A 26,133-nucleotide genomic window follows, 5' to 3' on the forward strand; every position below is an offset into this window, starting at 1 on the left:
TTAAGTGGGAAACGATGTGGGAAGGCTTAGACAGCTAGGAGGTTGGCTTAGAAGCAGCCACCCTTTAAAGAAAGCGTAATAGCTCACTAGTCGAGTCGGCCTGCGCGGAAGATGTAACGGGGCTCAAACCATACACCGAAGCTACGGGTATCACTTAGGTGATGCGGTAGAGGAGCGTTCTGTAAGCCTGTGAAGGTGAGTTGAGAAGCTTGCTGGAGGTATCAGAAGTGCGAATGCTGACATGAGTAACGACAATGGGTGTGAAAAACACCCACGCCGAAAGACCAAGGTTTCCTGCGCAACGTTAATCGACGCAGGGTTAGTCGGTCCCTAAGGCGAGGCTGAAAAGCGTAGTCGATGGAAAACAGGTTAATATTCCTGTACTTCTGGTTATTGCGATGGAGGGACGGAGAAGGCTAGGCCAGCTTGGCGTTGGTTGTCCAAGTTTAAGGTGGTAGGCTGGACTCTTAGGTAAATCCGGGAGTCTAAGGCCGAGAGCTGATGACGAGTGTTCTTTTAGAACACGAAGTGGTTGATGCCATGCTTCCAAGAAAAGCTTCTAAGCTTCAGGTAACCAGGAACCGTACCCCAAACCGACACAGGTGGTTGGGTAGAGAATACCAAGGCGCTTGAGAGAACTCGGGTGAAGGAACTAGGCAAAATGGCACCGTAACTTCGGGAGAAGGTGCGCCGGTGAGGGTGAAGGACTTGCTCCGTAAGCTCATGCCGGTCGAAGATACCAGGCCGCTGCGACTGTTTATTAAAAACACAGCACTCTGCAAACACGAAAGTGGACGTATAGGGTGTGACGCCTGCCCGGTGCCGGAAGGTTAATTGATGGGGTTAGCTAACGCGAAGCTCTTGATCGAAGCCCCGGTAAACGGCGGCCGTAACTATAACGGTCCTAAGGTAGCGAAATTCCTTGTCGGGTAAGTTCCGACCTGCACGAATGGCGTAACGATGGCGGCGCTGTCTCCACCCGAGACTCAGTGAAATTGAAATCGCTGTGAAGATGCAGTGTATCCGCGGCTAGACGGAAAGACCCCGTGAACCTTTACTATAGCTTTGCACTGGACTTTGAATTTGCTTGTGTAGGATAGGTGGGAGGCTTTGAAGCGTGGACGCCAGTTCGCGTGGAGCCAACCTTGAAATACCACCCTGGCAACTTTGAGGTTCTAACTCAGGTCCGTTATCCGGATCGAGGACAGTGTATGGTGGGTAGTTTGACTGGGGCGGTCTCCTCCTAAAGAGTAACGGAGGAGTACGAAGGTGCGCTCAGACCGGTCGGAAATCGGTCGTAGAGTATAAAGGCAAAAGCGCGCTTGACTGCGAGACAGACACGTCGAGCAGGTACGAAAGTAGGTCTTAGTGATCCGGTGGTTCTGTATGGAAGGGCCATCGCTCAACGGATAAAAGGTACTCCGGGGATAACAGGCTGATACCGCCCAAGAGTTCATATCGACGGCGGTGTTTGGCACCTCGATGTCGGCTCATCACATCCTGGGGCTGAAGCCGGTCCCAAGGGTATGGCTGTTCGCCATTTAAAGTGGTACGCGAGCTGGGTTTAGAACGTCGTGAGACAGTTCGGTCCCTATCTGCCGTGGACGTTTGAGATTTGAGAGGGGCTGCTCCTAGTACGAGAGGACCGGAGTGGACGAACCTCTGGTGTTCCGGTTGTCACGCCAGTGGCATTGCCGGGTAGCTATGTTCGGAATAGATAACCGCTGAAAGCATCTAAGCGGGAAACTAGCCTCAAGATGAGATCTCACTGGGACCTTGAGTCCCCTGAAGGGCCGTCGAAGACTACGACGTTGATAGGTTGGGTGTGTAAGCGCTGTGAGGCGTTGAGCTAACCAATACTAATTGCCCGTGAGGCTTGACCATATAACACCCAAGCAATTTGCTTCTCGAAAGAGCATCAGATTGCGGTGTGTGAAGACGCAATGAACCGAAAGTTCGATGCTCACTAAACACCGACAGCTATCACATACCCACTTTGCTGAAGCGCGGCCAGCTGGCCACGATTCGGTACCCGAATTTCTTGACGACCATAGAGCATTGGAACCACCTGATCCCATCCCGAACTCAGCAGTGAAACGATGCATCGCCGATGGTAGTGTGGGGTTTCCCCATGTGAGAGTAGGTCATCGTCAAGATTAAATTCCGAAACCCCTATCTGCGTATGCAGGTAGGGGTTTTGTTTTTGTCCGCGAGAAATCCTCGGCGGTTTTTGCTATGGTGCACCTCGTTTTCAAGGGACTGCTATCAAGGCCTATGGACCGGCGCTTTTTTCATATCCATAGAGCTCCTGCAGAAATGCCCCAACCTATACCGATCAAGGACCACGAAAAAGAGACGCGCCTGGTCAACAAGAGACTGATGGCTTGCGCCTTGTTCGTTGTGGCGATCACCTGCGCGCTGGTAGTGCGTCTTTATGTCCTGCAAGTGCTCGAGTTCGATTACCACTCGACGATCTCGGAAAACAACCGCGTCCACGTCCTGCCGATTACACCAACCCGCGGTTTGATTTACGATCGCAACGGTGTGGTCCTGGCGGACAACCGCCCAAGCTTCAACCTGACCATCACTCGCGAGCGTGCCAGCGACGTCAACGACGAGCTGGATCAGGTAGTCAACCTCCTGCACCTTCCCGCCGAAGACCGCAGCTTGTTCGACAAGGCGATGAAGCAGGCACGGCATCCGTTCGTGCCGGTTACCCTGTTCTACGAGCTCACCGAAGAACAAATCGCCGTGCTCGCGGTTAATGAGTTTCGCCTGCCGGGCATCGATGTCGAACCGCAGTTCGTGCGTCATTACCCCATGGGCGCCCACTTCGCGCACTCCATCGGATACGTGGGAAGAATCAACGAGAAGGAATCCAAGGCGCTCGATACGGTTGAGTACCGGGGTGCCCAATCGATCGGCAAAACCGGCATCGAGAAATTTTACGAGTCGCAGCTGCACGGCCACGTGGGCTACGAAGAAGTCGAAACCAATGCCCAGGGCCGGGTCTTGCGGGTCCTCAAGCACACCGATCCGATCCCCGGCAAAAACATCGTCCTGAGCCTCGACGTGAAACTGCAGGAAGCCGCCGAACAAGCGTTGGGTGATCGCCGCGGTTCGGTGGTTGCGCTTGATCCTTCGACCGGCGAAGTGCTGGCCATGGTCAGCAAGCCCAGCTTCGATCCCAACCTGTTTGTCACCGGGATCAGCTTCAAGGAATACGCTGCGCTGCACGACTCCATCGACCGACCCCTGTTCAACCGCGTGCTGCGCGGGCTGTACGCCCCAGGTTCGACCATCAAGCCGGAAGTGGCGATCGCCGGGCTGGATGCCGGCGTGGTCACTGCGCAGACCCGGGTATTCGACCCCGGCTACTACCAGCTCCCTGACTTCGATCACAAATACCGCAACTGGAACCACAGCGGCGACGGCTGGGTAGACATGGACGCGGCGATCATGCGCTCCAACGACACCTACTTCTACGACCTGGCCCACAAGCTGGGCATCGATCGCCTGCACGATTACATGGCGATGTTCGGACTCGGTGAGAAGGTCTCGCTGGACATGTTCGAAGAGTCCGCCGGGCTCATGCCATCCCAGGCCTGGAAGCGCGCCACGCGTCGCCAGCCGTGGTTCCCGGGTGAGACGGTGATTCTCGGGATTGGCCAGGGCTACATGCAGGTCACGCCGCTGCAACTGGCCCAGGCCACTGCACTGATCGCCAACAAAGGTGTATGGAACCGTCCGCACCTGGCGCGAAGCGTGGACGGTGTCGCACCAGTGGACGAACACCCGATGCCGAACATCCTGCTCAAGGACCCCCGGGACTGGGAGCAGGTCAACCACGGCATGCAGATGGTCATGCACGATGCGCGAGGCATTGCCCGGGCCGCCGCTGCCGGTGCGCAATACCGCATCGCCGGCAAGAGCGGCACGGCGCAGGTGGTGGCCATCAAGCAGGGCGAGCGCTACAACCGCGCGAAGACCCTGGAACGCAACCGCGACAACGCCCTGTTCGTCGGTTTTGCTCCAGCTGAGCATCCGAAGATCGTCGTCTCGGTGATGATCGAAAACGGCGAGGCGGGCGGTCGAGTCGCAGGTCCTGTAGTGCGTCAGATCATGGACGCCTGGTTGCTCGACCAGGACGGCCACCTGAAGCCGCAGTACGCCACGCCGAGCAAAGTCCCGGGCAATCCGCATGTCTGACTTGCAAGCGCCATAAGGCACTTGCCATCGCCCTGACGTTAACGTAAAGATTACGCCAGGGCGCTGAACTTGAAAAAGGCGCAAAGCGGACCGAACCGGAGCGCTTGATGACGCTAATAAAAACAACCACTCCCCAGCTGCATCGCGAAGCCCGGCTGGCCCGGGAAAAATTGCATCTGGAAGGCGAAGTGCCGGATGGCGTATTGCGTGCGGAGATCGATGCATCGTGGCGGCGCAGTCTCGGCCATGGCGTGCATTTCAATGGCAAACATGAGCTGGCACTGGAATCGAGTGCGAGCCTGGATGTGCTGCTGGCGAGCAACCGGTTGCTGATCGATGCGGCGCTGCCGGCCATCGATTACCTGGCCGAGCGCCAGGGCAAGGAAGGGCTGATCATCCTGGCCAATTCCGACGCCACCATCCTCGCCGTCGAAGGCCGCGCCGATCGCCTCAAGGGCAGCGGCCTGCAAGACATCACCCTCGGCGCCTGCTGGAGCGAAGCCGCTCGCGGTACCAATGCGCTGGGCACTGCCCTGGTGGAATCCCGGGCGACGATGATCGATTGCGGCGAACACTACCTCGATCGACTGACCGATTTTTCCTGTACCTCGGTACCGATTTACTGCCCCCAAGGCGACATTCTGGGGGTGCTCGATCTGACCCGCGAAGGTCCCCTGGGCCGCGTCCACGACAGCACCGCACTGCTGGCAATGGCGGTCAGCCAGATCGAAAGCCGGGTGTTCAACGCCAGTTACCCGGACGAAATCGTCCTGGCTTTCCACAGCCGTCGGCAGTACCTCGAATCCCCTTGGCAAGGCCTGTTGGCAGTGAGCCTTGGCGGGCAGATTCTCGCGGTCAATGCCCAGGCCTGCCAGTTGCTGCATGCCGAACGAGCGGCGCTGGTCGGTCGTCGCTGCGAAGAGTTTCTCGGGGTTGACGGACTGCAGCTGCTGCCCCGCCTGCAGCAAGGTGGCGTCGGCAGTTTGCAGACCGCCAAAGGCGAATTTTTCTATAAAACCCTGCGCGCGCCGCAACGTTCGATCAACGTCAGCACACCGCCGCGCAGCACGGCCAAGATGGCCAAGCCACAACCCGATCTCGAGTCCCTGGCCGGCAGCAATCTGCGCTACGCCCGGGCCTTGCGCATGGCGCGTCAAGGCCTGGCCAACGAGCTTCCGGTGCTGCTGCTGGGCGAAACCGGTACCGGCAAGGAAGTCATTGCCCGCGCTTTGCACATGGCCGGTAGTCGCTGCGACAAACCCTTCGTTGCGGTCAATTGCGCAGCGATTCCCGAAGGCCTGATTGAGTCGGAATTGTTCGGCTATCGCGAAGGCGCGTTCACTGGCTCACGTCGAGGCGGCATGGTCGGACGCCTGCAGCAGGCCCACGGCGGTACACTGTTCCTCGACGAGATCGGCGACATGCCGCTGGCCTTACAAGCCCGCCTGCTGCGGGTGCTGCAGGACCGCAAGGTGGCACCACTGGGGGCCGGCGAAGAACAGGACATCGACGTTGCGCTGATCTGCGCCACCCACCGCGATCTCAAGCGACTGGTCGAAGACAAGCACTTTCGTGAAGACCTGTTCTACCGCGTCAACGGTATCAGCGTGATGCTTCCAGCCTTGCGCGAGCGGGAGGATTTCAGCGCGCTGATCGAGCGCTTGCTCGGCAAACTCGACGCGCCCGGCATGCTCCTGCATGACAACCTCAACCGTCTGCTCGCCGGTTACCACTGGCCGGGCAACATCCGCCAACTGGAAATGGTCCTGCGTACGGCGCTGGCCATGCGTGAACCGCGCGACAGCGTGCTGACCCTCGACCATCTGCCCGACAGCATGCTCGATGAATTGAACGCCAGCGAACGGCCTGCCTCCGGCAGTATCCGCGAGAATGAGCTGGAGTTGATCCGCCAGTCCCTGGACCATCATCAGGGCAACGTCTCGGCCGCTGCCGACGCCCTGGGTATCAGCCGCGCGACCCTGTATCGCAAGCTCAAACAGTTGCGTCCGTGATGCAGCGCCTGATCGTCCGGCTGATCGACAGCCCCAACCCAGAAGCCCTGCAAGCCGCCTTGCGCTGGCTCTACAGTTTTGTGCGCCCGCATCGTCTGGCCATTGGCGGCTTGCTTGGTCTGTCGGTGTGCGCCTCGCTGCTGGTACTGGTGCAACCCTGGCTGACCAAGCTGCTGATCGACGACGGCCTGCTGGCCCGAGATTTTTCCATGCTGGTGCTGATTGCCGGCCTGATGATTGTCGCCGGGTTGTTGGGCACGGCGCTCTCGGGGATCAACCGCTACCTGCATACGCGGTTGTCGGGGCGGATTCTGTTTGCCCTGCGCGATGACCTGTATCGGCATCTGCAAACTCTGTCGCCGAGCTTCTATGGCCAGCGGCGCATCGGAGACCTGATGTCGCGCCTTGACGGCGATGTCGCGGAGATCCAGCGCTTCGCCGTGGACTCGCTGTTCTCGGCGGTGTCGAGCGTGATCGGGCTGGTGTGCGCCGTGGCCATGCTGCTGACCCTGTCGTGGAAACTCTCGCTGCTGGCGCTGGTGCTGATTCCCCTGGATGTCCTGTGGTTGCGCTGGATGCGCCGCAAGGTCGAGCGCGATGTGCGGCAGTTGCGCGAGCGTTCGGCGGACATGTCGTCGTTCTTGGTCGAGACGCTGCCGGTGATGAAATTCATCCAGTCCGCTGGCCAGCAACAGCGTGAATCGCGCCGTCTGGAGAGCCTCGGACAGGGCTACATGAGCCAGCTGCTGCGCCTGCAAGTCACCGAGTTTTTCACCCAGGCGGTGCCCGGTACCCTGACTTCATTATCCCGCGCCTGTGCGTTTCTGATTGGCGGCTATTGGGTAGTGCAGGGCACCTGGCAACTGGGCGCACTAATCGCTTTTTCCACCTACCTGGGCATGGCCGTCGGGCCTGTGCAGAGCCTGCTCGGGCTGTATGTGGCGATTCAACGCATGACCGTCAGCCTCGGGCGGGTGATGGAACTGCGCGGTGAACAGCCTACCGTCCTCACCCCCACCATGCCGCAACCGATGCCAGGCAGCGGCGAGCTGCGTTTCGACAACGTGCATTTCAGCCACCCCGGGCGCCCGACCACCTTGCGCGGTATCGAAGCGAGAATTCCTTATGGTCTGAAAGTGGCCCTCAGCGGCGGCTCGGGCGTGGGCAAGTCGACCCTGATCGACTTGCTGCAACGGCACCACGATCCACAGTCTGGCCGGGTCCTACTGGGGGAGGTTGACTTGCGCGAACTGGACCTGTTCCAGCTGCGTCGGCGTATCGCAGTGGTCAGCCAGGACATCGTGCTGTTTCGCGGCAGCCTGGCCGATAACCTGGCGTATGCGGTGCCAGACGCCAGTCGCGAATCGATCGCCGAAGTCGCGCGCCTGGCACAACTCGACAGTCTGATCGCCTCCTTGCCTGAAGGCCTCGACAGCCCCTTGGGCGAACGTGGCCAGCAGTTGTCCGGCGGACAGAAACAGCGCATCGCCATCGCCCGGGCCTTGCTGCAGGACCCGCTGATCCTGGTGCTGGATGAAGCGACCTCGGCGGTGGATGAAGCCACCGAGCGCGAGGTCATTGAGGCCATCGACCGACTGTTTGCCGGGCGCACACGCATCCTCATCAGCCATCGCCCCTCGACCCTGGCCGATGCCGATCTGCGCTTCGAGTTGCTGGACGGCGTGCTGACTTCGAATACGGTGTTGCATGAAGCCTGAACTGCGGGTTGGCGTGGTCGACAGCGGACATTCCGTGGCGCAACAGGTGCAGGTGATCGCCGGACGACGCTTCTCGTTGCTGGGCGATGGACTGGCTGAAGGTGACCTGGACCACGATGCCCTGGGGCACGGCAGTGCTGTCATCGAAGCCATCGGCCGACGGGCGCCGGTGGCGGTATTTTGCGTGTCCCAGGTGTTCGACCAGCGTGGAGTGACCAGCGCCTTGCAGATTGCCACGGCCATCGACTGGTTGGTGGCGCAGGACGTGCGGTTGATCAACTTGAGCCTCGGCCTGCGCCAGGACCGCATCCTGTTGCGTGAGGCCTGCGCCTCGGCGATCGCGCGGGGTGTGCTGCTCTGTGCGTCCAGCCCGGCCCAGGGCGAGGGTGTATTTCCGGCCAATTATCCCCAGGTGTTGCGGGTCACCGGCGACGCCCGCTGCGCCGAACACGAATGGTCCTGGCTCGACAGCGCCCAGGCAGATTTCGCGGCCTGTGTGCATGGCACCTATCCGGGGCAGTCCGGCGCCAGCCTCGGATGCGCGGCACTGAGCGGGCACATCGCGAGCTTTCTGGTAGAACAACCCCGGGCCAGCAATGCGCAGGTTGTCCGTTGGCTGCAAGAAAACGCCCGTTATCGTGGCCCTGAACGGCGCACGGGCGCATGAAGTCGATTGTCGTGCTGGGCGCGGGGCCGGCGGGGGCGGCGGTTGCATTGGGCCTGCGCCGACTCGGTTATCCGGTGACACTGGTCAGCGAATGGCGGCGCTTTGCGGCGCTGGAAGGGGTCTCTGTCAGAGTGCTCGAGGCCTTGCATGGCGCGGGTCTGTACCAGGCCCTGGCGGACGCGGCCTTGCCTTCCCAGCGGCAGGTGTCGTGGAACGGCCAGCAGCATGCGCAGAACATCGAGTATCTGCTCGATCGTCCCCGCTTTGATCGCGGCTTGCGCGAGGATTTGCGCTTGGCAGGCGTGGAGCTGATCGAAGGTCGAGTGCTGACGGTCAGAACCTCAGTCGCCGGGCATTTGATCGAACTCGAAGGCCGCGAGGCGTTGGCGGCGGATTTTCTCGTGGAAGCTCGCGGTCGTCAGGCCCCAGCCCTCGGCAAAGGCCTGCGCGGTCCTGAAACGGTCAGCCTGCTCAATCGCTGGCAAGGCCCGCCGGGGCACACCGCCAGCGCCGTGGAGAGCCTGGCGGATGGCTGGGCCTGGATGGCACGGCGGGCAGACGGTCACTGCTATTGGCAGTGGACCGTGGATGTCGCCAGTGCCGGCTTGCCCGGCAAGGCCCAGTTGCTCGATTACTGTCGTCAGCGCCGTGGCGCTTCAGCATTGGCCCGGGCGTTTTTCAGCCTGGAGCCAGAGAGCGATCTGCAGCTGCACGCGCGCAGCAGCACGGCAATTCTCAGCCCGCAGGTGTGCGGCGATAACTGGATTCGTATTGGCGACGCGGCGATGGCGGTGGATCCGTTGTCGGGCAACGGGATTTTCCAGTCGCTGTCTTCAGCCCTGCAGGCGCCCACGGTGATCAATACATTGCTGCGCAAACCCGAGCGGGCAGCGCTGGCGCAGCGGTTTCACCAGCAGCGGGTGGAGCAGTTGTTCCTGCGTTTTGCGCGAATCGGCCGGGATTTTTATGCCGATGAGCAGCGCTGGCTGGATCAGCCATTCTGGCAGGCGCGGCGCAATTGGCCGGATGCGCAGGTGGCGCATGCTGAAGCGAATTTCAGTGCGCTGACAATCGAGCGTGCGCCGGTGCTCAAGGATGGATTTGTCGACGAGGCCGAGGTGGTGATCACGTTGGATCAGCCGCTGGGGATCTGGCATGTGCATGGGGTGGAGCTGGCGCCGCTGGTGCGGCGTTTGCGGGTTGAGCCTGCGGGGCAGGTGCTGGCGGGGTTGTCGGTGGAGCAGGGGCGGGTGGTTCGGGGGTGGCTGTTGGCACAGGGCTTCAAGCCCTGATATTTTTTGGTGCCCCGGCTGGCCCCATCGCGAGCAGGCTCACTCCTACAGTGGTATGCGTCCAGCACCCTGTAGGAGTGAGCCTGCTCGCGATGGCGCCCGTGAGAGCGCCAACAATCAAAGCTTGATCAACACCGACTTCAACTCCGTGTAATGCTCAATCGCCGCATACCCCATCTCCCGCCCAACCCCGGACATCTTGTACCCACCAAACGGCAACGCCGGGTCCAGCGCGCTGTGGCAATTGACCCAGACCGAGCCCGACTTGATGCGCGGGATCATCCGGTGCACCGCTGCCAGGTCATTCGACCAGATACTCGCCCCCAGCCCGTATGGACTGTCATTGGCCATGCGTAACGCATCGGCCTCGTCATCGAAGGGAATCGCCACCAGCACCGGGCCGAAAATCTCCTCCTGCACCAGCGAGTGCTGCTGGTCGACGTCGACGATCACCGTCGGCTTGACGAAAAACCCCGGCCCAAACTGCTCGCCACCACAGGCAATCGTCGCGCCGCTTTCCCGGCCTTTTTCAATGTAGCCGTACACCCGTTCCTGCTGGCGCGCGGAGATCAACGGGCCCATGTCCACCGACGGATCAAGACCATTGCCGAGCTTCATGGCATTGGCGATGTCGGCAATGTCCGCCACCACATTGTCGAAATGCTTGCGCTGCACATACAACCGGGAGCCGGCGCAGCACACCTGGCCCTGATTGAAGAAAATCGCACTGGCGGCACCGGCTGCTGCGCTCTTCAGGTCGGCATCGCCCATCACGATGGTCGGCGATTTACCACCCAATTCCAGGGTCACTCGGGTCATGGAGTCCATGGCAATCTTGCCGATCTGCTTGCCCACCGCGGTAGAGCCGGTGAAGGTCAGCTTGTCCACCAGCGGGTTGTGAGTCAACGCCGACCCAGCGGTGATCCCCGTGCCGGTGACCACATTGAATACGCCTTCAGGGTAACCCGCCTCCAGCACAAGCTCTGCGAGCTTCAGGGCGGTCAGCGGGGTTTCGTCCGCCGGCTTGAGCACCACGGTGCAACCTGTCGCCAGGGCCGGGCCGAGTTTCCAGCAGGCGAGCAACAGCGGGAAGTTCCAGGCAACGATAGCGCCAACCACGCCTACCGCTTCGCGACGGATGAAGCTGTGGAATTGGTCGTTGGGCATCAACGGCAACGACACTTCAACGCTGGAGCCTTCGATCTTGGTCGCCCAGCCGGCCATGTAACGCAGGAAGTCGATGGCCAGCTGCACGTCCATCACCTGGGCAACCGCAGCGCTTTTGCCGTTGTTCAGGCACTCCAGTTGCGCCAGCAACTGGGCTTCCCGCTGCATCAGGTCAGCCAGTTTCCACAACAGATTCTGCCGCTCCCGGGGCCGAGTGTGAGTCCATGCCGAATCATCGAATGCCTGACGGGCAGCGAGTACCGCACGATCGACATCGTCGGGCGTGGCCCGGGGCACTACGCACAACACTTCGCCGGTGGCCGGGTTGTGCAGGGGCATGGTCTGGCCGTCTGCGGCCTCGACCCAGTCACCACCAATGAGCATGCGCGGAGCACGCTGGATAAACGCCGAAGTGGCAGGAAGCAGATCAGGAAGCGACATGGTGAAACCTCGTCTTGTTCGTGTGGCGAGGTCCTTCGCAACGGTTGTGCCAGTTTGGGGGATGTCGGTGTTTAGAGGGGTTTTGGGGTATTCGCAGGATGTGGAGAGGGTGGGGCCTGTCGCAAAGTGAGACATTGAAGATCAAAAGATCGCAGCCTCGTTGCACTCGGCAGCTCCTACAGGGGAGGATTCAGAACGTGTGCACGGCAAATCAGCGAAGCGCGCCCGCTCGATGCCTTGGTCGGCCCTAAGGCCGCCACGGTCCAGCCGTTGATCGCGGACGCCCCGTTAACCACGCTGGCCCATGGATGGGCCTTCGCGGCGGCCCGCGGAGCAATGCCGGAGTGAGGGCACACCGAGCCTGGGCGAGGTGCCGAGTGGTGGGGCAAAGAGCCCTTGGTTACTTGGGGCTGTTCCAAGTGACTCGCCGTAAGGGCGAAACCAATAGAAGCCGTGGCCGCAGAAACGGATATGTACACCGCAAGCCGCCATCGCGAGCAAGCTTTGCTCCCACAGAGTGCAACTGGTCCCACGGGGGTGTGCCTGCTCCCACAGGTGTCATACATCCTTCCACAGTGCACCCACCCACCCCCTCACCTATGCTTGTCTCACAGTGCAACACTTGTCGCGAAATTAAACGTGCAAGTGCAAGAACCCCATTCAAAAAATCTCTTCCTACATCACCAATCCATTGATTAATAGCGAATTTACCAAGCTGGCACGCTCCGTGTATTGCTCATCGCAGACGTTTCTCCTGCCCCCGTAAGCGCCCGGCGCCAACGGCAGAAACCACCAAAACGATAAGCCACAAAAATAAGAAAGCACCGTGCGAGGTTCGACGTTGATGAAGAGAAAACTCCGATCAGGCATGAGCGCCAGCTTGCTGGCCGTAGCCGCCTGTATGGCGCTGCATTCCCCCCAAAGCCTGGCAGCCCGCGACGCCCCGACCATCCTCAAGGAAACGTGTCAGGGCTGTCATACCCCCGAAGCCGATAACGCCCTGAGCCGCATCAGCCACCAACGCAAAACCCCGGAAGGCTGGTTGATGAGCATCGCCCGCATGCAGACCATGCACGGCTTGCAGATCAGCGATGACGACCGCCGCACCCTGGTCAAATACCTGGCCGACACCCAGGGCCTGGCGCCGAGCGAAACCGACGGAGTGCGCTATGCGCTGGAACGCCGGCTCAACACCGTCGAAAAGTTCGACGACCAGACCAGCCAGATGTGCGGCCGATGCCACTCCGGTGCCCGAGTTGCCCTGCAGCGGCGACCGGCGCAGGAGTGGGAGCGCCTGGTGAACTTCCATCTCGGCCAGTGGCCGTCGCTGGAATACCAGGCCCTGTCCCGCGATCGCGACTGGTTCGACCTCGCGCGCAAGGACATGGTGCCGCTGTTGGCCAAGCGTTATCCGCTGGACAATCCAGCCTGGAAAAAATGGCAGGACAGCGCACCCAAGGCCGAGGCGTTCGTCGGTGACTGGAGCTTCAGCGGTCACCTGCCTGGCAAGGGCGAACTGGCCGGCGTCATGAGCGTGACAGCCGATGCCGGCGACACCTTCAAGGTCAGTGTCAAAGGTCAGTACGCCGATGGCAGCCCGTTCAACGGCGACGGCAGTGCGATCCTCTACACCGGCTATGAATGGCGCGGCAACGTGACCATCGACGGCGTGACCATGCGCCAGGTATTCGCCGCGCAAGGCAATGCGATGCAGGGCCGGATGTTCGAGGCTGAGCACGATGAGCGCGGCCTGGATTTTGTCGCCGCCAAGCAGGGTAGCAATCGCTTGCTGGCAGTTCAGCCGGGTTACCTCAAGGCCGGCACCGAGACCGAAGTAACGCTGATCGGCAGCGGCCTCAGCGGCAAGCCGAACTTCGGCAACGGCGTGGAAGTGCTCGAAGTCGTCGAGCAGAGCCCCGACAAAATCAGGGTAAAACTCAAGGCTGCAGCCAACGCCCAGCCGGGTCTGCGCAACGTCACCGTCGGCACCCTGAAAGGCCCGACACTGTCGGTCTACAGCAAGATTGCCGAGGTCAAGGTCGTGCCCGAGTTCTCGGTGGCGCGGATTGGCGAGGGCGGTGGATCGACGCCGAAAGTCCAGGGTCGTTTCGATGCCGAAGCCTGGGGTAAAGCGGCTGATGGCAAACCGTATCGCATCGGCATATTCCCGGCGCAGTGGTCGGTCGCACCTTTTGACGACCGCGCCAGGGAAGACGAAGACGTCAAGTTCGCCGGCACTATGCAGGCCGACAGCGGCGTATTCACACCGGGCGATGCCGGGCCGAACCCGCTGCGCAAAATGTCCACCAACAACGCCGGCAACCTCAAGGTGATCGCCGCCGTCGACGATGCAGGGAAATCCCTCACCGGCGAAGGCCAGATGATCGTCACCGTGCAGCGCTGGAACAATCCACCCATTCCATGATTTTGAAAACGTGAGCCAACGGCTTCATAAATTTTTCCGGAATGACCGCAGGCCCCGCCAGGCGGGGTCTGCACAGGAGGTTTGCAATGGGCGCTATCTTGAATCTGGTCGAGCGAAACCTGCACGAAGTGCACGTCGACGCCGACCGCATGCTGTTCCACATTCCCAGCAGTTCGCTGTTTGCCAGCGATGAACTGACCGGCACCATCATCGACACGCTGCGCGGCCCCGGCTGCTCGTCCGACGACCTGATCCAGCGCCTCGCCACGCGCTTCAATGGTGAAGAAATCACCGAGACCCTGCGCGAGCTGATGTCCCTGGAACTGGTCAGCGACGGCTCGCCGCTGACTCCGGACATCGGCACCAAACGGGTCGAGCGCACCGCCATCAATACCGTGGTGCTCAACGTCAACACCGGCTGCAACCTGAGCTGCACCTACTGCTACAAGGAAGACCTGGACAAGCCGTCTGCAGGCAAGAAGATGGAAGTCGAGACGGCTGTGGCCTCGGTGGAAATGCTGCTGCGCGAATCCCCGGACGAAGAACGTTTTACCGTGGTGTTTTTTGGCGGTGAACCGCTGAGCAATCGCAAGCTGATCGAGTACATGGTCGATTACTGTGAGAAGCGTTTTCGCGAGGCCGGCAAGTTCGTCGAATTTGTCATGACCACCAACGCCACGCTGCTGACCGAAGACACCGTGGACTATCTCAATGCCCACCGTTTCGGTTTGTCGGTGAGTATCGACGGACCAAAAACCGTGCACGACCGCAATCGCATCACTGTGGGCGGGCAGGGCACCTACGATGTGGTGCGGCGCAAGGCCGAGATGCTGCTGTCGCGCTACAACAGCCGTCCGGTTGGCGCACGAGTGACCCTGACCACCGGCGTCACCGACGTTGAAACCATCTGGGATCACCTGTTCAACGAACTGGGGTTTGCCGAAGTCGGTTTTGCCCCCGTGACCTCCGGCGACATCAGTACCTTCAACCTGACCAGCGACGAACTGATCGAAGTCTTCGCCAACATGAAAAAGCTTGGTCGACGTTATCTGGACGCGGCGCTGGAGCATCGCAACATCGGCTTCTCGAACCTGCACCAGTTGATCACCGACATCCACGAAGGGCACAAGAAAGCCCTGCCATGCGGCGCGGGCCTGAAAATGCTGGCGGTGGATCACAAGGGCGAACTGAACCTGTGCCACCGCTTCACCGGTTCGAGCCTGCCGACCTTCGGCAACGTCCACAGCGGCGTCAAACAGGTGGAATTGAACGACTTCCTGTCCCAGCGCCTGGACCGAACCAACACTGGCTGCGAAGACTGCCAGATCCGCAACCTGTGCTCCGGCGGCTGCTACCACGAGAGCTATGCCCGTTATGGCGACCCGACCCACCCGACCTATCACTATTGCGAACTGATGCGTGACTGGGTTGACTTCGGCATCGAGGTCTACACCCGGATCATGGCCCACAACCCTGCGTTTATCAGCAGCTACATCACTCCGCGCAAGGCTCACTGATATGAAGCATTTAAAGGCAATCAATAATAAAGCGCTGAAACTCGACGAAGCCGCAGCAGAAAACCGCATCGAAGAAGTGGTGGCGATGAGTTCCGTCGCCGGCTGCGCCTCGACCACCGACCCGGGCTGGGAGATCGACGCCTTCGGCGGTGTGTCGTCGCTGTGCCAGCCGATGGAGGCCGACCTCTATGGCTGTTCCGACCCGTGCTGGTGGCCGGCCCAGGTGCCCGACATGATGAGTACCTACCCGGACTGGAACAAGGATGCCCAGGCGTCCAACGACAACTGGCGCAACCTCGGGACTGTCTTTCCAAAAGACAAGTGATCGGCTCACAGAAGGATTTCAGCATGCCTAGCATCAATGCCTGCGGCCTGGCCGCGTTCGCCGCCCTGAGCGCCTGTTCGTTCACTGTACTGGCCGATGAAAACACCGCTCTGCAGAACGGTCACGAATACATGGTGACCACCAATTACCCGAACAACCTGCACGTCATCGACCTGGCTACCGACACCCTGTTGAAGACCTGCAAGATGCCCGACGCCTTCGGTCCCGGCAGCGTGCAACTGTCGCCGGACCGCAAGACCGCCTACGTGTTGAACAACCATTACGCGGATATCTATGGCGTCGAGCTGGACAACTGCAAACAGGTGTTCCACGCCAGCATCACCCAGAAGCCGGGGGAGAAAGCCAAGTCGATGTTCGCCTTCACCCTGAGTCATGATGGCAAGGAACTGTTCACCATTGCCAACCCGACCCTGATGCTCAACGATCGCTACGAGGTGCAGCAACCGCGGCTGGATGTGTACGCCACCGATGGCGCAATGGCGGCCAAGCCCGTGCGCAGCTTCCCGGCGCCACGCCAGCTGACCATCATGCAAAGTGGCGACTATGGCACCCTGTATGTGGCTGGGGCGGATATCTACAAGGTCGATGTGAACACCGGCAAGTTTGACGTGCTGATCCCCAGTCGCCACTGGAAACGCGCCAACTACAGCGCGCCGGACGTGCTCTACGTGTGGAACCAGCAGACCTACCGTCATGATTTTTCGCTGCTGTACACCGCCGCGAAGTTCAAGGACAAGAAACAGGACCCGGCTACAGCCGAATACCTCTACGGGCTATTCAGCGTCGACCTGAAAACTGGCAAAACCGAAACCACCGACTTTGGCCCGCTGACCGAAATCTACTTCAGCGGCATGCGCTCGCCGAAGGATCCGAACCTGATGTTCGGGGTGCTCAACCGCCTGGCCAAGTACGACATCAAGGAGAAGAAAATGCTTCAGGCGGCGACGCTTGATCATTCCTACTACTGCATTTCCTTCAACAAGGACGGTAGCAAGATTTACCTGGCGGGGACGTTCAACGACGTGGCGATCTTCGATCCCGAGACCATGAAGCAGATTGGCAGCATCAAGTTGCCGGGTGGGGATATGGCGATTACCACTGCGCAGATATTTACCCGCTAGTTCGCACGCCATCGCGGGCAAGCCTTGCTCCCACAGGTTGCTCACCTGTGGGAGAGACCTGTAGGAGTGAGCCTGCTCGCGATGAGGCCCCTGAATGCGCCCAAAAACTCACTGCCCCGGAACCGGACAACTCATATCCCCCTCCTGGCACTTCAAATAATTCTTGAAAGTCTCCACCCGCGCCAAAGTCAGCTCAGTAACGCAATTACCGTAAATCAGCGGATAAACACTCCCCCCGTCCACCCCCGATGCAGAAAACTTGCACTCCGCATCCCGAAACGCAATCCATGAGCGCTGCGCACCAATCAACAGCTTCTTGCGGTCCGGATTGCTCTTCAGCCGCGCGGTAATCTGCTGGTACAGCGCATTCAACTCCTTGTCCGCCGCCTTGCTCTGCTGCGCAGCGCACTGGTTCATCGAGGCTTGATCGGTAGCTTTATCGCAGTCGGCAGCCATTACAGCGGAGGTAAAAAGCAGTGGCGTCATCGCCAGGAGAAAGCGTGCGTGCATGGAAGTTCTCGCTTAGACCGCTGAAAGTGAAGGGCAGTGTAGCGAACCCTGGCGAAGGCAGTTGTCAGCCAGATGTTCATCAAAGGTTGATAAGACCGCCCGCTTGGTACAACTTTAGGGTTGGTCTTGTGGTCTTACAGGCCTACTGTTCATTACAGGAGGTGACATATGAACCCAGCATCAGATCGCATCGTAAGGAAAATCCTGCTCAGGACCCCGCGCTCCCAGGTCTGGCGCGTAATAGCCCATGCCGAAGCCTTTGGACAGTGGTTCGGCGTCTCACTGGAGGGCAAGCGTTTTGTTGCCGGTGAGTGGACCCAAGGGCAGATTACCTATCCCGGTTATGAACACCTGTTGTGGAACGTACTCGTGGAGCGGGTTGAGCCGGAGCGCAAGTTTTCATTCCGCTGGCACCCCTACGCGGTGGAACCGAACATCGACTACTCCCAGGAACCCACCACCCTGGTGTTGTTCGAGCTGGAAGATATGGATGACGGCACGCTGCTCACGGTCACGGAATCCGGCTTCGACCATATTCCTCAGGAGCGTCGCCTCAAGGCTTTCCGCATGGACAGCCGCGGCTGGGACGAGCAGATGAACAATATTGAAGAATTTCTCAAGACCAGTGACAAGACGCACGATCGCCAGTAAGAGTAATCGTTGAGGGATTCAGGGCTTCCGGAAGTGCAGGTATAGCGAATGTCTTACACGCGATGGTAGCGATATCGTCTGTTACACATTGGATCCGATGCGTATTCTGACCACATCAACCGAGGCACAGGAAGTGCTTCGGGATCAGGGACGATCGACCATCAGCACGGAACGCTATCGACAGGGAGTCGACATGGTCTTGGGAAAACCCGCTTCGGCGGGTTTTTTTTCGCCCATGTTTTTTACAACCTGGCCGCTGCCCGCTCCGCTATCAGAGCCCGTTGCGCCAGCGAATGCGCTGCCCGCTGGCGCGCCTCCTCCAAAACAGCAGCCGGCGCAGTGTCCGGGCTACCCGAGGTAAATGGCGGCGCGGGAGCATATTCCAGCTGCAACTGCACCAGCTGCGCCGTGTCCTCATCAAATAATTCCGCTGCCAGCGTCAGGGCAAAATCGATTCCGGCGGTGATCCCGCCCCCAGTGAACAGATTGCCATCGCGCACCACCCGATCCTGCACCGGGGTCGCGCCGAATGGCTTGAGCAACTCGTGATAGGCCCAGTGGGTAGTGGCGCGCTTGCCCTTGAGCAGGCCCGCCGCTCCGAGTACCAGCGAACCCGTGCACACCGAAGTCACGTAGCGTGCAGTGGCCGCATGGGCCTTGATGAACGCCAGCGTCACCTCATCCTCCATCAACGGCCCGACTCCGCTGCCACCGGGAATGCAGATCACATCCAGCGCCGGACAATCCTCGAATGTAGTGGTCGGTTGCAGCACCAGCCCGGTACTGGCGGTGACTGGCGCCAGGTCTTTCCAGACCAGGTGCACCTGCACATCCGGCAGCGAAGCCAGCACGTCATAGGGCCCGGTCAGGTCCAGTTGCTGCACCTGGGGGAACAACAGAAAACCGATCTGCAACGTCATGGTGTTTTTCTCATGAAGTGAGTGGACGACTTCACTCTAGACGTCCAGGATATGGCGCATACGCCAATCACCCCACGAATCACGCCAATATGCCCAAAGTCATCTATGTACTCGCGTTTGCCAAGGTGCAACTGCTGGACGTCACCGGGCCGCTGCAGGTGTTCGCTTCCGCCAATGACATCGCTGGCCTGCAGGGGCTGCCAGCACCCTACGCGCCGACGGTGATCGCCAGCGGCGGCGGGGCGGTCATGTCCTCGGCGGGATTGGCGCTGCTGGCCGAGCCGCTGCCTGAAATGGCCAGCGATACGTTGATCATCGCTGGTGGCTGGGGCGTGTACGAAGCGGCGCAGGACCAGGTGCTGGTGAGCTGGGTGCGCGCGCAGGGGGCGCGATGCCGCAGGGTGTCGTCGGTGTGTACCGGAGCGTTTTTGCTGGCAGCCAGTGGCTGGCTCGATGGTCGGCGGGTGGTCACGCACTGGACCCGTTGCGAGCAGCTGGCCCGGGAAAATCCGCGCCTGCGGGTCGAACCCAACCCGATTTTCATTAACGACGGCCCGGTCTGGACGTCGGCAGGTGTCACCGCCGGCATCGACCTGGCGCTGGCCATGGTCGAGCAGGACCTCGGCCGCAACATGGCCCTGGAAGTCGCCCGGCAGCTGGTGGTGTTTCTCAAGCGTCCGGGCGGCCAGTCGCAATTCAGCGTTACCCTGTCACTGCAAAAAGAAGCTGGCCGGTTCGACGAACTTCATGCCTGGATCAGCGAAAACCTTGCCCTCGACTTGGGTATTCCGACGCTCGCCGCCCAAGCCGGCATGAGCGAGCGCAGCTTTGTCCGGCACTACCGCGCCGACACCGGCCAGACCCCCGCCCGGGCCATCGAACTGATTCGGGTGGAAACGGCGCGCCGCTTGCTCAGCGACACCGCAGTGCCGATCAAGCGCGTGGCGGGGCAATGCGGATTTGGCAGCGAAGAAACCCTCAGGCGCAGTTTCCTGCGGGCGCTGGGAGTAACACCACAAGCCTATCGCGAGCGCTTCAGCGTCAGCGCTGCAACAGATCCAGCAATCCCTTGAGCGTCGCTTCGGGTGCCTCTTCAGGAATGTTGTGACCGACGCCCGGCAAAACCCGCCGCTCGTAGTGACCGGTAAAATGCTCCAGGTCCTCATCAAACTGCGGCGCCGGCCCCACACCATCGTCGGCGCCGCACAGTGAGACCGTGGGAACGCTGATGGGCGGCTGGAGGGTCAGCGCCTGTTCCATCCACTCCAGTGCCGGATCGCCAGCGGCGTACATGAACCGGTGCCGGTAGGAGTGGATCACCACTTCGACAAAGTCCGGGTTATCAAAGGCCGGTGCACTTAGCGGGTACAACGCCGGGCCCTCGGCCCAGGTCGGCGACCACAGGCGCCAGAGCAGCTCGCACAACTCCCGCCGGTTGCGGCTCAAGCCTTCGACGCCGCGTGGGGTATGGAAGTAATACTGATACCAGAGGCGATGTTCCGTTGCCGGATCCAGCGGCTGCACCGAGTTGGGGATGTCCTGCAGGTTGTAACCGTCGCCAGTCACCAGGCATCGAACCCGCTGCGGCCACAACGCCGCAACGATGCACGCCGCCCGTCCACCCCAGTCATACCCGCACAGCGCCGCCTGTTGCATCCCGAGCGAGTCCATCAGGTCCAGCAGATCCTGGGCGAGGGCCGCCTGCTGGCCGGAGCGCGGGGTATCCGGACTGTTGAAACGGGTCGGCCCGTAACCGCGCAGGTAGGGCACGATGACCCGATAGCCATGCGCGCCGAGTACTGGAGCTATCTGGTCATAAGCGCGCGGTGAGTAGGGAAAGCCGTGCAGCAGAATGACCGGATCGCCGCTGGTTGGGCCGTGTTCTTCATAGGCGAGGGTGAGCATTGATGTTCGGGTGAATTGGATTGGATGACCCGTCACGCAGAAACCTCCACAATTTAGATCCCCCCGCGATTCCCCTGTAGGAGCTGCCGTAGGCTGCGATCTTTTGATCTTTGTTTTCAAGAGCAAGATCGCAGCCTTCGGCAGCTCCTACAAGTACGGCGTGAATCCGGAAGATTCTTGCGGCATCAAGGCTGCCAGAAATTCTTCTCCCCACTCAACTTCCGGTCCAGAAAACTCGCCGCACTGATCAGCGCCAGATGCGTCAGCGCCTGGGGCGTATTACCCAGGTGTCGCCCGCGGCTGTCGAACTCTTCGGCGTACAACCCCAGCGGATTGGCGTACCTCAGCAACTGTTCGAACTCCAGATGCGCCTTTTCCACCTGGCCGGCCCGGGCCAGGCATTCGACGTACCAGAACGAGCACGCCGCAAACGCGCCTTCAGTACCTGCCAAGCCGTCAATGCCGGCGTCCTCGTTGCGATAGCGGTAAACCATCCCGTCACGCACCAGGGTTTTCTCGATCGCCTGCAAGGTTGAAAGCCAGCGCGGATCCTTGGCGCTGACGAAACGCACCAGGGGCATCAACAGCATCGAACCATCCAACGCAGTACCCCCAGTATGCTGGACGAAATGCCCGCGCTCTTCATCCCAGAAGTTGTTCCAGATGTCGGCGTAGATCGCCTGTCGAGTCTCATCCCAGCGGGCAAATGGCGCGGGCAATGAGCGCTTGGAGGCCAGGCGGATGGCCCGGTCGACGGCGACCCAGCACATCAGCCGCGAGTGCAAAAAGTGATGCTGCTCGCCGCGCATCTCCCAGATGCCGACGTCCTTCTGTTGCCAGTTCTCACACACCTGGTCGACCACCTCCACGGCATGCTTCCAGCCCTCATGGGAAATGGCATCGCCGTATTTGTTGACCAGATACACCGCGTCCATCAACTCGCCGAAAATATCCAGCTGCACCTGTTCGTAGGCCTGATTACCGATCCGCACCGGCGTCGCACCACCGTGACCGGCAAGGTGCGGCAGTTCGGATTCCGGGAGTTCCTGGCGACCGTCGACGGCGTAGAGAATGTTGAGTTTCATCGGCTTGCCGCGGCAATCGCTGACCCGCCCACGCAACCAGCCCATGTAGGCGTTGGCCTCTTCGACAAACCCCAGTCGCATGAACGCATAGACGGTGAATGAAGCATCGCGGATCCAGGTGTAGCGATAATCCCAGTTGCGCTCGCCACCGGGGGTTTCCGGCAGGCCGAACGTGGCGGCCGCGAGAATCGCACCATGCTTGCGCGAGGTCAGCAGCTTCAGCGCCAGGGCCGAACGGTTGACCATTTCCCGCCAGCGCCCGCGATAGTTGGACTGGCTGCTCCAGTCACGCCAGAATTTCAGGGTGCGCTGCATGCACATGTCCGCAGCGCCTTTCTTGAAGCGCGGATCGTCCAGGCCACCGAGCAGGAATTGCGCGCTCTGATCCTGTTCCAGTGTGAACTGGGCCACTGCGGCATCGTCTTCGACGCGCATAGGCTGATCTGACGACAGGCGCAGGGCAGGCTGGTCGGCGGCTTCGAACGCCACGTCCTGATCATCCATGCGCGCGCGGGTGTTGGCGCGCGCGTAGTCATGGCGCACTGCGCAACGCATATAAAAAGTCGCCTGGCCGCTGACTACCCGCACCCGGCGCATTAACACCGGCAGGTCGTCTTCGCTGTCGCCGATTGGCAGCAGGTCGGTGACTTCGACCACCGCGCGATCACTGAGCCAGCGGGTTTGCAGGACGTTGGTGTCCGGCAGGTAGATCTGCTCGCGGCGCGCATCCGGCAAGTCCGGCGACAGCTGAAAAATGCCAGCCTCAGGGGTATCCAGCAGCGAGCAGAAGATCGATGGGCTGTCGAATTCCGGCCAGCAGAAAAAATCCACGCTGCCTCGGTCATTGACCAGGGCGGCGCTGCGCATGTCACCGATGATGCCGTGGGCGTCGATGGCGCTCTGTCGTTCAGGGTGATGATCAGCCATTGCCGCGAAACTCCGGATAGAGGCTCATGCCGCCGTCGATGAACAGCGTGGTGCCGACGATATAGTCGGAGGCGTCGGAGGCGAGAAAGACCACCGCATTGGCGATATCCTCGACGTCACCGATGCGGCCATAGGGAATGAGTTTGAGCAGTTCCTGCGCGGCATCGCCCTCGGTAGCAGCACGATTGATCGCAGTACGAATGGCTCCGGGAGCAATGCCGTTAATGCGGATGTGCTGGTGGCTGACTTCCTGGGCTAGGGTCTGCATCAGCATGTCGATGCCGCCCTTGGACGCGGCGTAATTGACATGACCGGCCCACGGAATGCGCTGGTGCACCGAGCTCATGTGAATGATCTTGCCGGCTGCCCGGGACACGCCCTGGCGAATGCCCTGGCGATTGAAAACCCGCAGGGCGGCGCGGGCGCACAGGAACTGCCCGGTGAGGTTAACGCCGATCACCTGGTTCCAGTCGGCGAGGCTCATGTCCACGGCCGGCGAATCTTTTTGCAGGCCCGAATTGGCCACCAGGATATCCAGCGAGCCGAAGGCTTCGAGGGTTTGCGCGAACAGCCGTTCGACTTCTTCTTCCTTGGACACGTCGGCGCCGATGGCAATGGCGCGACCGCCTTCAGCATTGATCTGCCGGGCCAGCTCTTCAGCGGGGGCGGCCTGGGAATTGTAGTTGAGCACCACGGCGGCACCGGCAGCGGCCAGGGCCTTGGCGGCGCCGGCTCCGATGCCTGAGCTGGCGCCGGTGACGAGTGCGACTTGTTGGTCGAGGGATAGCAGCATGAGGGTTAGCGCCTTGAATTGGGGGCCTTATCAGCTGACTATTTGCAGGCTTGAAGAGTTCAGAAGCAGGATCAAAAGATCGCAGCCTGCGGCAGCTCCTACATTGGAATGCGGTCTCCTGTAGGAGCTGCCGAAGGCTGCGATCTTTTGACTTTGGGTCCTTAACATTCAACCAACAATTCCAGACTTTCACCTGACCCGGGCTTGTGGCAACTTGCACTCCCGCATCGAGATCCTGCTGACCACCATGGCCAACCCCTACCGCGACCTGTTCAAAGCCCCAGGCAGTAAAGCCTTCGTGCTCGCCGGAATGATCGCGCGCATGCCGATTTCGATGACCGGCATCGGCCTGATCACCATGCTCTCGCAATTGCAGGGCGGTTATGGTCTGGCCGGGGCCGTGGCGGCGACTTTCGCCCTGGCCACCGCCTTTTGCGCGCCGCAGGTTTCGCGGCTGGTCGACCGCTATGGCCAGCGTCGCATCCTGCCGGTGGCAGCGCTGATCGGTGGCGGCGCGCTGCTGCTGGTGTTGCTCTGCACGCGTTTGCAGGCACCACACTGGACTCTGTTTTTGTTCGCCGCACTGGCCGGTTGCATGCCCAGCATGTCGGCGATGGTGCGGGCGCGCTGGACCGAGGTGTATCGCGGCAAGCCCGAGCTGCAAACCGCCTATGCCCTGGAGTCGGTACTCGACGAAGTCTGCTTTATCGTCGGCCCGCCATTGTCCGTCGGTTTGTCCGTGGTGGTGTTCCCCGAAGCAGGGCCATTGGCGGCGTTGCTGATGTTGGCGATCGGCGTGACCGCGTTTGTCCTGCAACGCGATACCGAGCCGGCGATCCATCCCCATGAAGCGCACCTGCAGGGTTCGATCATTCGCTCCGGCGAGCTGCAGTTGCTGGTGCTGCTGATGGTTGCCATGGGCACCATTGTCGGCGTGATCGATGTGGTCAGCGTGGCATTTGCCCAGCACCAGGGTCAGCCGGCGGCGGCGAGCATTGTGCTGTCGGTGTACGCCATCGGTTCGTGCATGGCCGGGCTGGCGTTCGGCGCATTGCGTTCGAAAGTGCCGCTGCCCCGGTTGTTCCTCTATGGTGGGGTGGCGACCGCGATCACCACCTTGCCGCTGCTGTTGGCCACCAACGTGCTCGGGCTGTCCCTGGCAGTATTCGTCGCCGGGTTGTTCTTCGCCCCGACCCTGATTGTCGCCATGGCCCTGGTGGAGCAGATCGTGCCGCCGGCAAAATTGACCGAGGGACTGACCTGGCTGGTCACCGGCTTGAGCATTGGCGTCGCCATTGGCGCGGCCAGTTCAGGTTGGCTAATAGATGCCTTCGGCGCTCCCAGCGGCTTCTGGGTGGCGATCGCGGCAGGGGCTGTAGTGTTGGGCTCAGCGATCCAGAGCTCCCGAAAACTGTAGGGCTGCCGCCAATTCCCTGTAGGAGCGAGCCTGCTCGCGATAACGGTCTAACCATCAACATGACGGTGACTGACAGAACGCTATCGCGAGCAGGCTCACTCCTACAGTCCAGTGTTCCAATATTCCAATAGGTTTTCCTTCCGACTAATTCCCCGCCTGCCTCATCCGTTCTCTAACCAGACAACTTTCGAGGTACGCCCGGTGACCCAGCTGACTTTGCTGTGCCTGCCCTATTCAGGCGCGAGCGCCATGGTTTACAGCCGCTGGCGGCGCAAGCTGCCGCAGTGGCTGAAGCTGCAACCGGTGGAATTGCCAGGGCGCGGTGCGCGGTTTGGCGAACCGTTGCACACCGACATGCGCTGCCTGGCGCGGCAATTGGCCGAGGAACAACTCAGCTGCCTCAAGGCGCCGTACGCCTTGTTTGGCCATAGCCTCGGGGCACTGCTGGCCTGCGAAATGGCCCACGCCTTGCGCGCACTTGGCTGTCCCGAGCCGGTCGCGCTGTTCGCCTCGGGTACCGCCGCGCCAACGATGCGCGCCGATTACGACCGGGGTTTCGCCGAGCCCAAATCCGACGCCGAGCTGATTGAGCAACTGCGCAGCCTCAACGGCACCAGCGAGGAAGTGCTGGCCAACGAAGAGTTGATGAGCCTGACCCTGCCTGTTCTGCGCGCCGACTTCCAGCTGTGCGGACGCTTCGAGCCGACCGAGCGCCCGCGGCTCAACTGCCCGGTGCACGTCCTCGGTGGCAAGGCCGACCGCGCCAGCACCGAGCAGTTGATCGGCTGGAGCCGTGAAACCCATGGCAGCTTCTCGGTAGACATGCTCGCCGGCGGGCATTTTTTCATCCATGAGCATGAGGCCAAGGTGTTGAAGGTGATCAAGGATCAGCTCGACATCCATCATCGCCGGCACAGCCTGTCCGCCAGCGCCTGACCCGAAGAAGTCTACGGGAGCTGTTCTGAAGGCGAATACTTGTAGGAGTGAGCCTGCTCGCGATGGCGGTGGGT

General features: G+C 60.9%; 19 protein-coding genes and 2 rRNA genes (1 of these 21 only partly in view). 15 read left to right on the forward strand and 6 right to left on the reverse strand.

Annotated features, from left to right (window positions below):
- The 7 genes from ACYZTK_RS23490 to qhpG form a co-directional block, all read left to right on the forward strand.
- Window positions 1-1,884, forward strand: a 23S ribosomal RNA gene (locus ACYZTK_RS23490); it begins 1,008 nt to the left of the window's first position.
- Window positions 1,885-2,040: 156 nt separating this feature from the next.
- Window positions 2,041-2,156: ribosomal RNA gene (gene rrf, locus ACYZTK_RS23495) — 5S ribosomal RNA — on the forward strand.
- Window positions 2,157-2,316: 160 nt separating this feature from the next.
- Window positions 2,317-4,209: a penicillin-binding protein 2 gene (mrdA, locus tag ACYZTK_RS23500; RefSeq protein WP_462012003.1), complete on the forward strand. Its 1,893-nt coding sequence runs from the start codon at window positions 2,317-2,319 to the stop codon at window positions 4,207-4,209.
- A gap of 107 nt (window positions 4,210-4,316) precedes the next feature.
- The gene (locus ACYZTK_RS23505; protein ID WP_462012004.1) at window positions 4,317-6,221 is read left to right on the forward strand and encodes a sigma-54-dependent Fis family transcriptional regulator; all 1,905 of its coding nucleotides are present in this window, start codon (window positions 4,317-4,319) and stop codon (window positions 6,219-6,221) included.
- Window positions 6,221-7,939, forward strand: coding sequence for an ABC transporter ATP-binding protein (locus tag ACYZTK_RS23510; protein ID WP_462012005.1), 1,719 nt, complete (start codon window positions 6,221-6,223; stop codon window positions 7,937-7,939). Before ACYZTK_RS23505 ends, ACYZTK_RS23510 begins: the two co-directional genes overlap by 1 nt.
- Window positions 7,929-8,606, forward strand: a complete 678-nt coding sequence (qhpE, locus tag ACYZTK_RS23515; protein WP_462012006.1) for a subtilisin-like serine protease QhpE — start codon at window positions 7,929-7,931, stop codon at window positions 8,604-8,606. The genes ACYZTK_RS23510 and qhpE overlap by 11 nt, the downstream gene beginning before the upstream one ends.
- Window positions 8,603-9,898, forward strand: a complete 1,296-nt coding sequence (qhpG, locus tag ACYZTK_RS23520) for a flavin-dependent monooxygenase QhpG (RefSeq protein WP_462012007.1) — start codon at window positions 8,603-8,605, stop codon at window positions 9,896-9,898. Before qhpE ends, qhpG begins: the two co-directional genes overlap by 4 nt.
- A 117-nt stretch (window positions 9,899-10,015) precedes the next feature.
- Here the strand turns inward: qhpG and ACYZTK_RS23525 are convergent, their stop codons facing one another.
- Window positions 10,016-11,506: an aldehyde dehydrogenase family protein gene (locus ACYZTK_RS23525; protein ID WP_462012008.1), complete on the reverse strand. Its 1,491-nt coding sequence runs from the start codon at window positions 11,504-11,506 to the stop codon at window positions 10,016-10,018.
- A gap of 844 nt (window positions 11,507-12,350) precedes the next feature.
- Here ACYZTK_RS23525 and peaA point away from each other — a divergent pair.
- From peaA to peaD, 4 genes are all read left to right on the forward strand, one after another.
- Window positions 12,351-13,931 (forward strand): quinohemoprotein amine dehydrogenase subunit alpha, encoded by a 1,581-nt coding sequence (gene peaA, locus ACYZTK_RS23530; RefSeq protein WP_462012009.1) that lies wholly within the window; start codon window positions 12,351-12,353, stop codon window positions 13,929-13,931.
- A gap of 86 nt (window positions 13,932-14,017) precedes the next feature.
- Entirely contained in the window at window positions 14,018-15,448 is a 1,431-nt protein-coding gene (peaB, locus tag ACYZTK_RS23535) for a quinohemoprotein amine dehydrogenase maturation protein (RefSeq protein ID WP_462012010.1), read from the forward strand.
- A 1-nt stretch (window position 15,449) separates the two neighbouring features.
- Window positions 15,450-15,773, forward strand: coding sequence for a quinohemoprotein amine dehydrogenase subunit gamma (qhpC, locus tag ACYZTK_RS23540; protein WP_008027961.1), 324 nt, complete (start codon window positions 15,450-15,452; stop codon window positions 15,771-15,773).
- Between the two features lie 23 nt (window positions 15,774-15,796).
- The gene (gene peaD, locus ACYZTK_RS23545) at window positions 15,797-16,915 is read left to right on the forward strand and encodes a quinohemoprotein amine dehydrogenase subunit beta (RefSeq protein ID WP_462012011.1); all 1,119 of its coding nucleotides are present in this window, start codon (window positions 15,797-15,799) and stop codon (window positions 16,913-16,915) included.
- Window positions 16,916-17,023: 108 nt separating this feature from the next.
- On the opposite strand, the gene ACYZTK_RS23550 is transcribed toward peaD, so the two are convergent.
- Window positions 17,024-17,425 (reverse strand): lysozyme inhibitor LprI family protein, encoded by a 402-nt coding sequence (locus tag ACYZTK_RS23550; protein WP_462012012.1) that lies wholly within the window; start codon window positions 17,423-17,425, stop codon window positions 17,024-17,026.
- A gap of 168 nt (window positions 17,426-17,593) precedes the next feature.
- Between ACYZTK_RS23550 and ACYZTK_RS23555 the strand changes: the two genes are divergently transcribed.
- Window positions 17,594-18,076, forward strand: coding sequence for an SRPBCC family protein (locus ACYZTK_RS23555; RefSeq protein ID WP_462012013.1), 483 nt, complete (start codon window positions 17,594-17,596; stop codon window positions 18,074-18,076).
- Window positions 18,077-18,318: 242 nt separating this feature from the next.
- On the opposite strand, the gene inhA is transcribed toward ACYZTK_RS23555, so the two are convergent.
- Window positions 18,319-18,996, reverse strand: a complete 678-nt coding sequence (inhA, locus tag ACYZTK_RS23560) for an isonitrile hydratase (protein WP_462012014.1) — start codon at window positions 18,994-18,996, stop codon at window positions 18,319-18,321.
- 89 nt (window positions 18,997-19,085) lie between these two features.
- Here inhA and ACYZTK_RS23565 point away from each other — a divergent pair, with 89 nt between their 5' ends.
- Window positions 19,086-20,069 carry a GlxA family transcriptional regulator gene (locus ACYZTK_RS23565; RefSeq protein WP_462012015.1) on the forward strand — a complete coding sequence of 328 codons (984 nt, stop codon included), beginning with the start codon at window positions 19,086-19,088 and terminating at the stop codon, window positions 20,067-20,069.
- On the opposite strand, the gene ACYZTK_RS23570 is transcribed toward ACYZTK_RS23565, so the two are convergent.
- From ACYZTK_RS23570 to ACYZTK_RS23580, 3 genes are all read right to left on the reverse strand, one after another.
- Complete coding sequence (locus tag ACYZTK_RS23570; protein WP_462012016.1) at window positions 20,038-20,901, reverse strand: alpha/beta fold hydrolase; 864 nt, start codon at window positions 20,899-20,901, stop codon at window positions 20,038-20,040. The two genes, ACYZTK_RS23565 and ACYZTK_RS23570, sit on opposite strands and share 32 nt — an antisense overlap.
- A 185-nt stretch (window positions 20,902-21,086) precedes the next feature.
- Window positions 21,087-22,913: a glycoside hydrolase family 15 protein gene (locus ACYZTK_RS23575; RefSeq protein WP_462012017.1), complete on the reverse strand. Its 1,827-nt coding sequence runs from the start codon at window positions 22,911-22,913 to the stop codon at window positions 21,087-21,089.
- The gene (locus ACYZTK_RS23580) at window positions 22,906-23,706 is read right to left on the reverse strand and encodes a glucose 1-dehydrogenase (RefSeq protein WP_462012018.1); all 801 of its coding nucleotides are present in this window, start codon (window positions 23,704-23,706) and stop codon (window positions 22,906-22,908) included. The genes ACYZTK_RS23575 and ACYZTK_RS23580 overlap by 8 nt, the downstream gene beginning before the upstream one ends.
- A gap of 247 nt (window positions 23,707-23,953) precedes the next feature.
- On the opposite strand from ACYZTK_RS23580, the gene ACYZTK_RS23585 reads away from it, so the two are divergent.
- The gene (locus ACYZTK_RS23585) at window positions 23,954-25,123 is read left to right on the forward strand and encodes an MFS transporter (protein WP_462014960.1); all 1,170 of its coding nucleotides are present in this window, start codon (window positions 23,954-23,956) and stop codon (window positions 25,121-25,123) included.
- 201 nt (window positions 25,124-25,324) lie between these two features.
- Window positions 25,325-26,059: a thioesterase II family protein gene (locus ACYZTK_RS23590; RefSeq protein ID WP_462012019.1), complete on the forward strand. Its 735-nt coding sequence runs from the start codon at window positions 25,325-25,327 to the stop codon at window positions 26,057-26,059.
- Window positions 26,060-26,133 lie beyond the last annotated feature (74 nt).

Source organism: Pseudomonas sp. LB3P31, assembly GCF_054897945.1.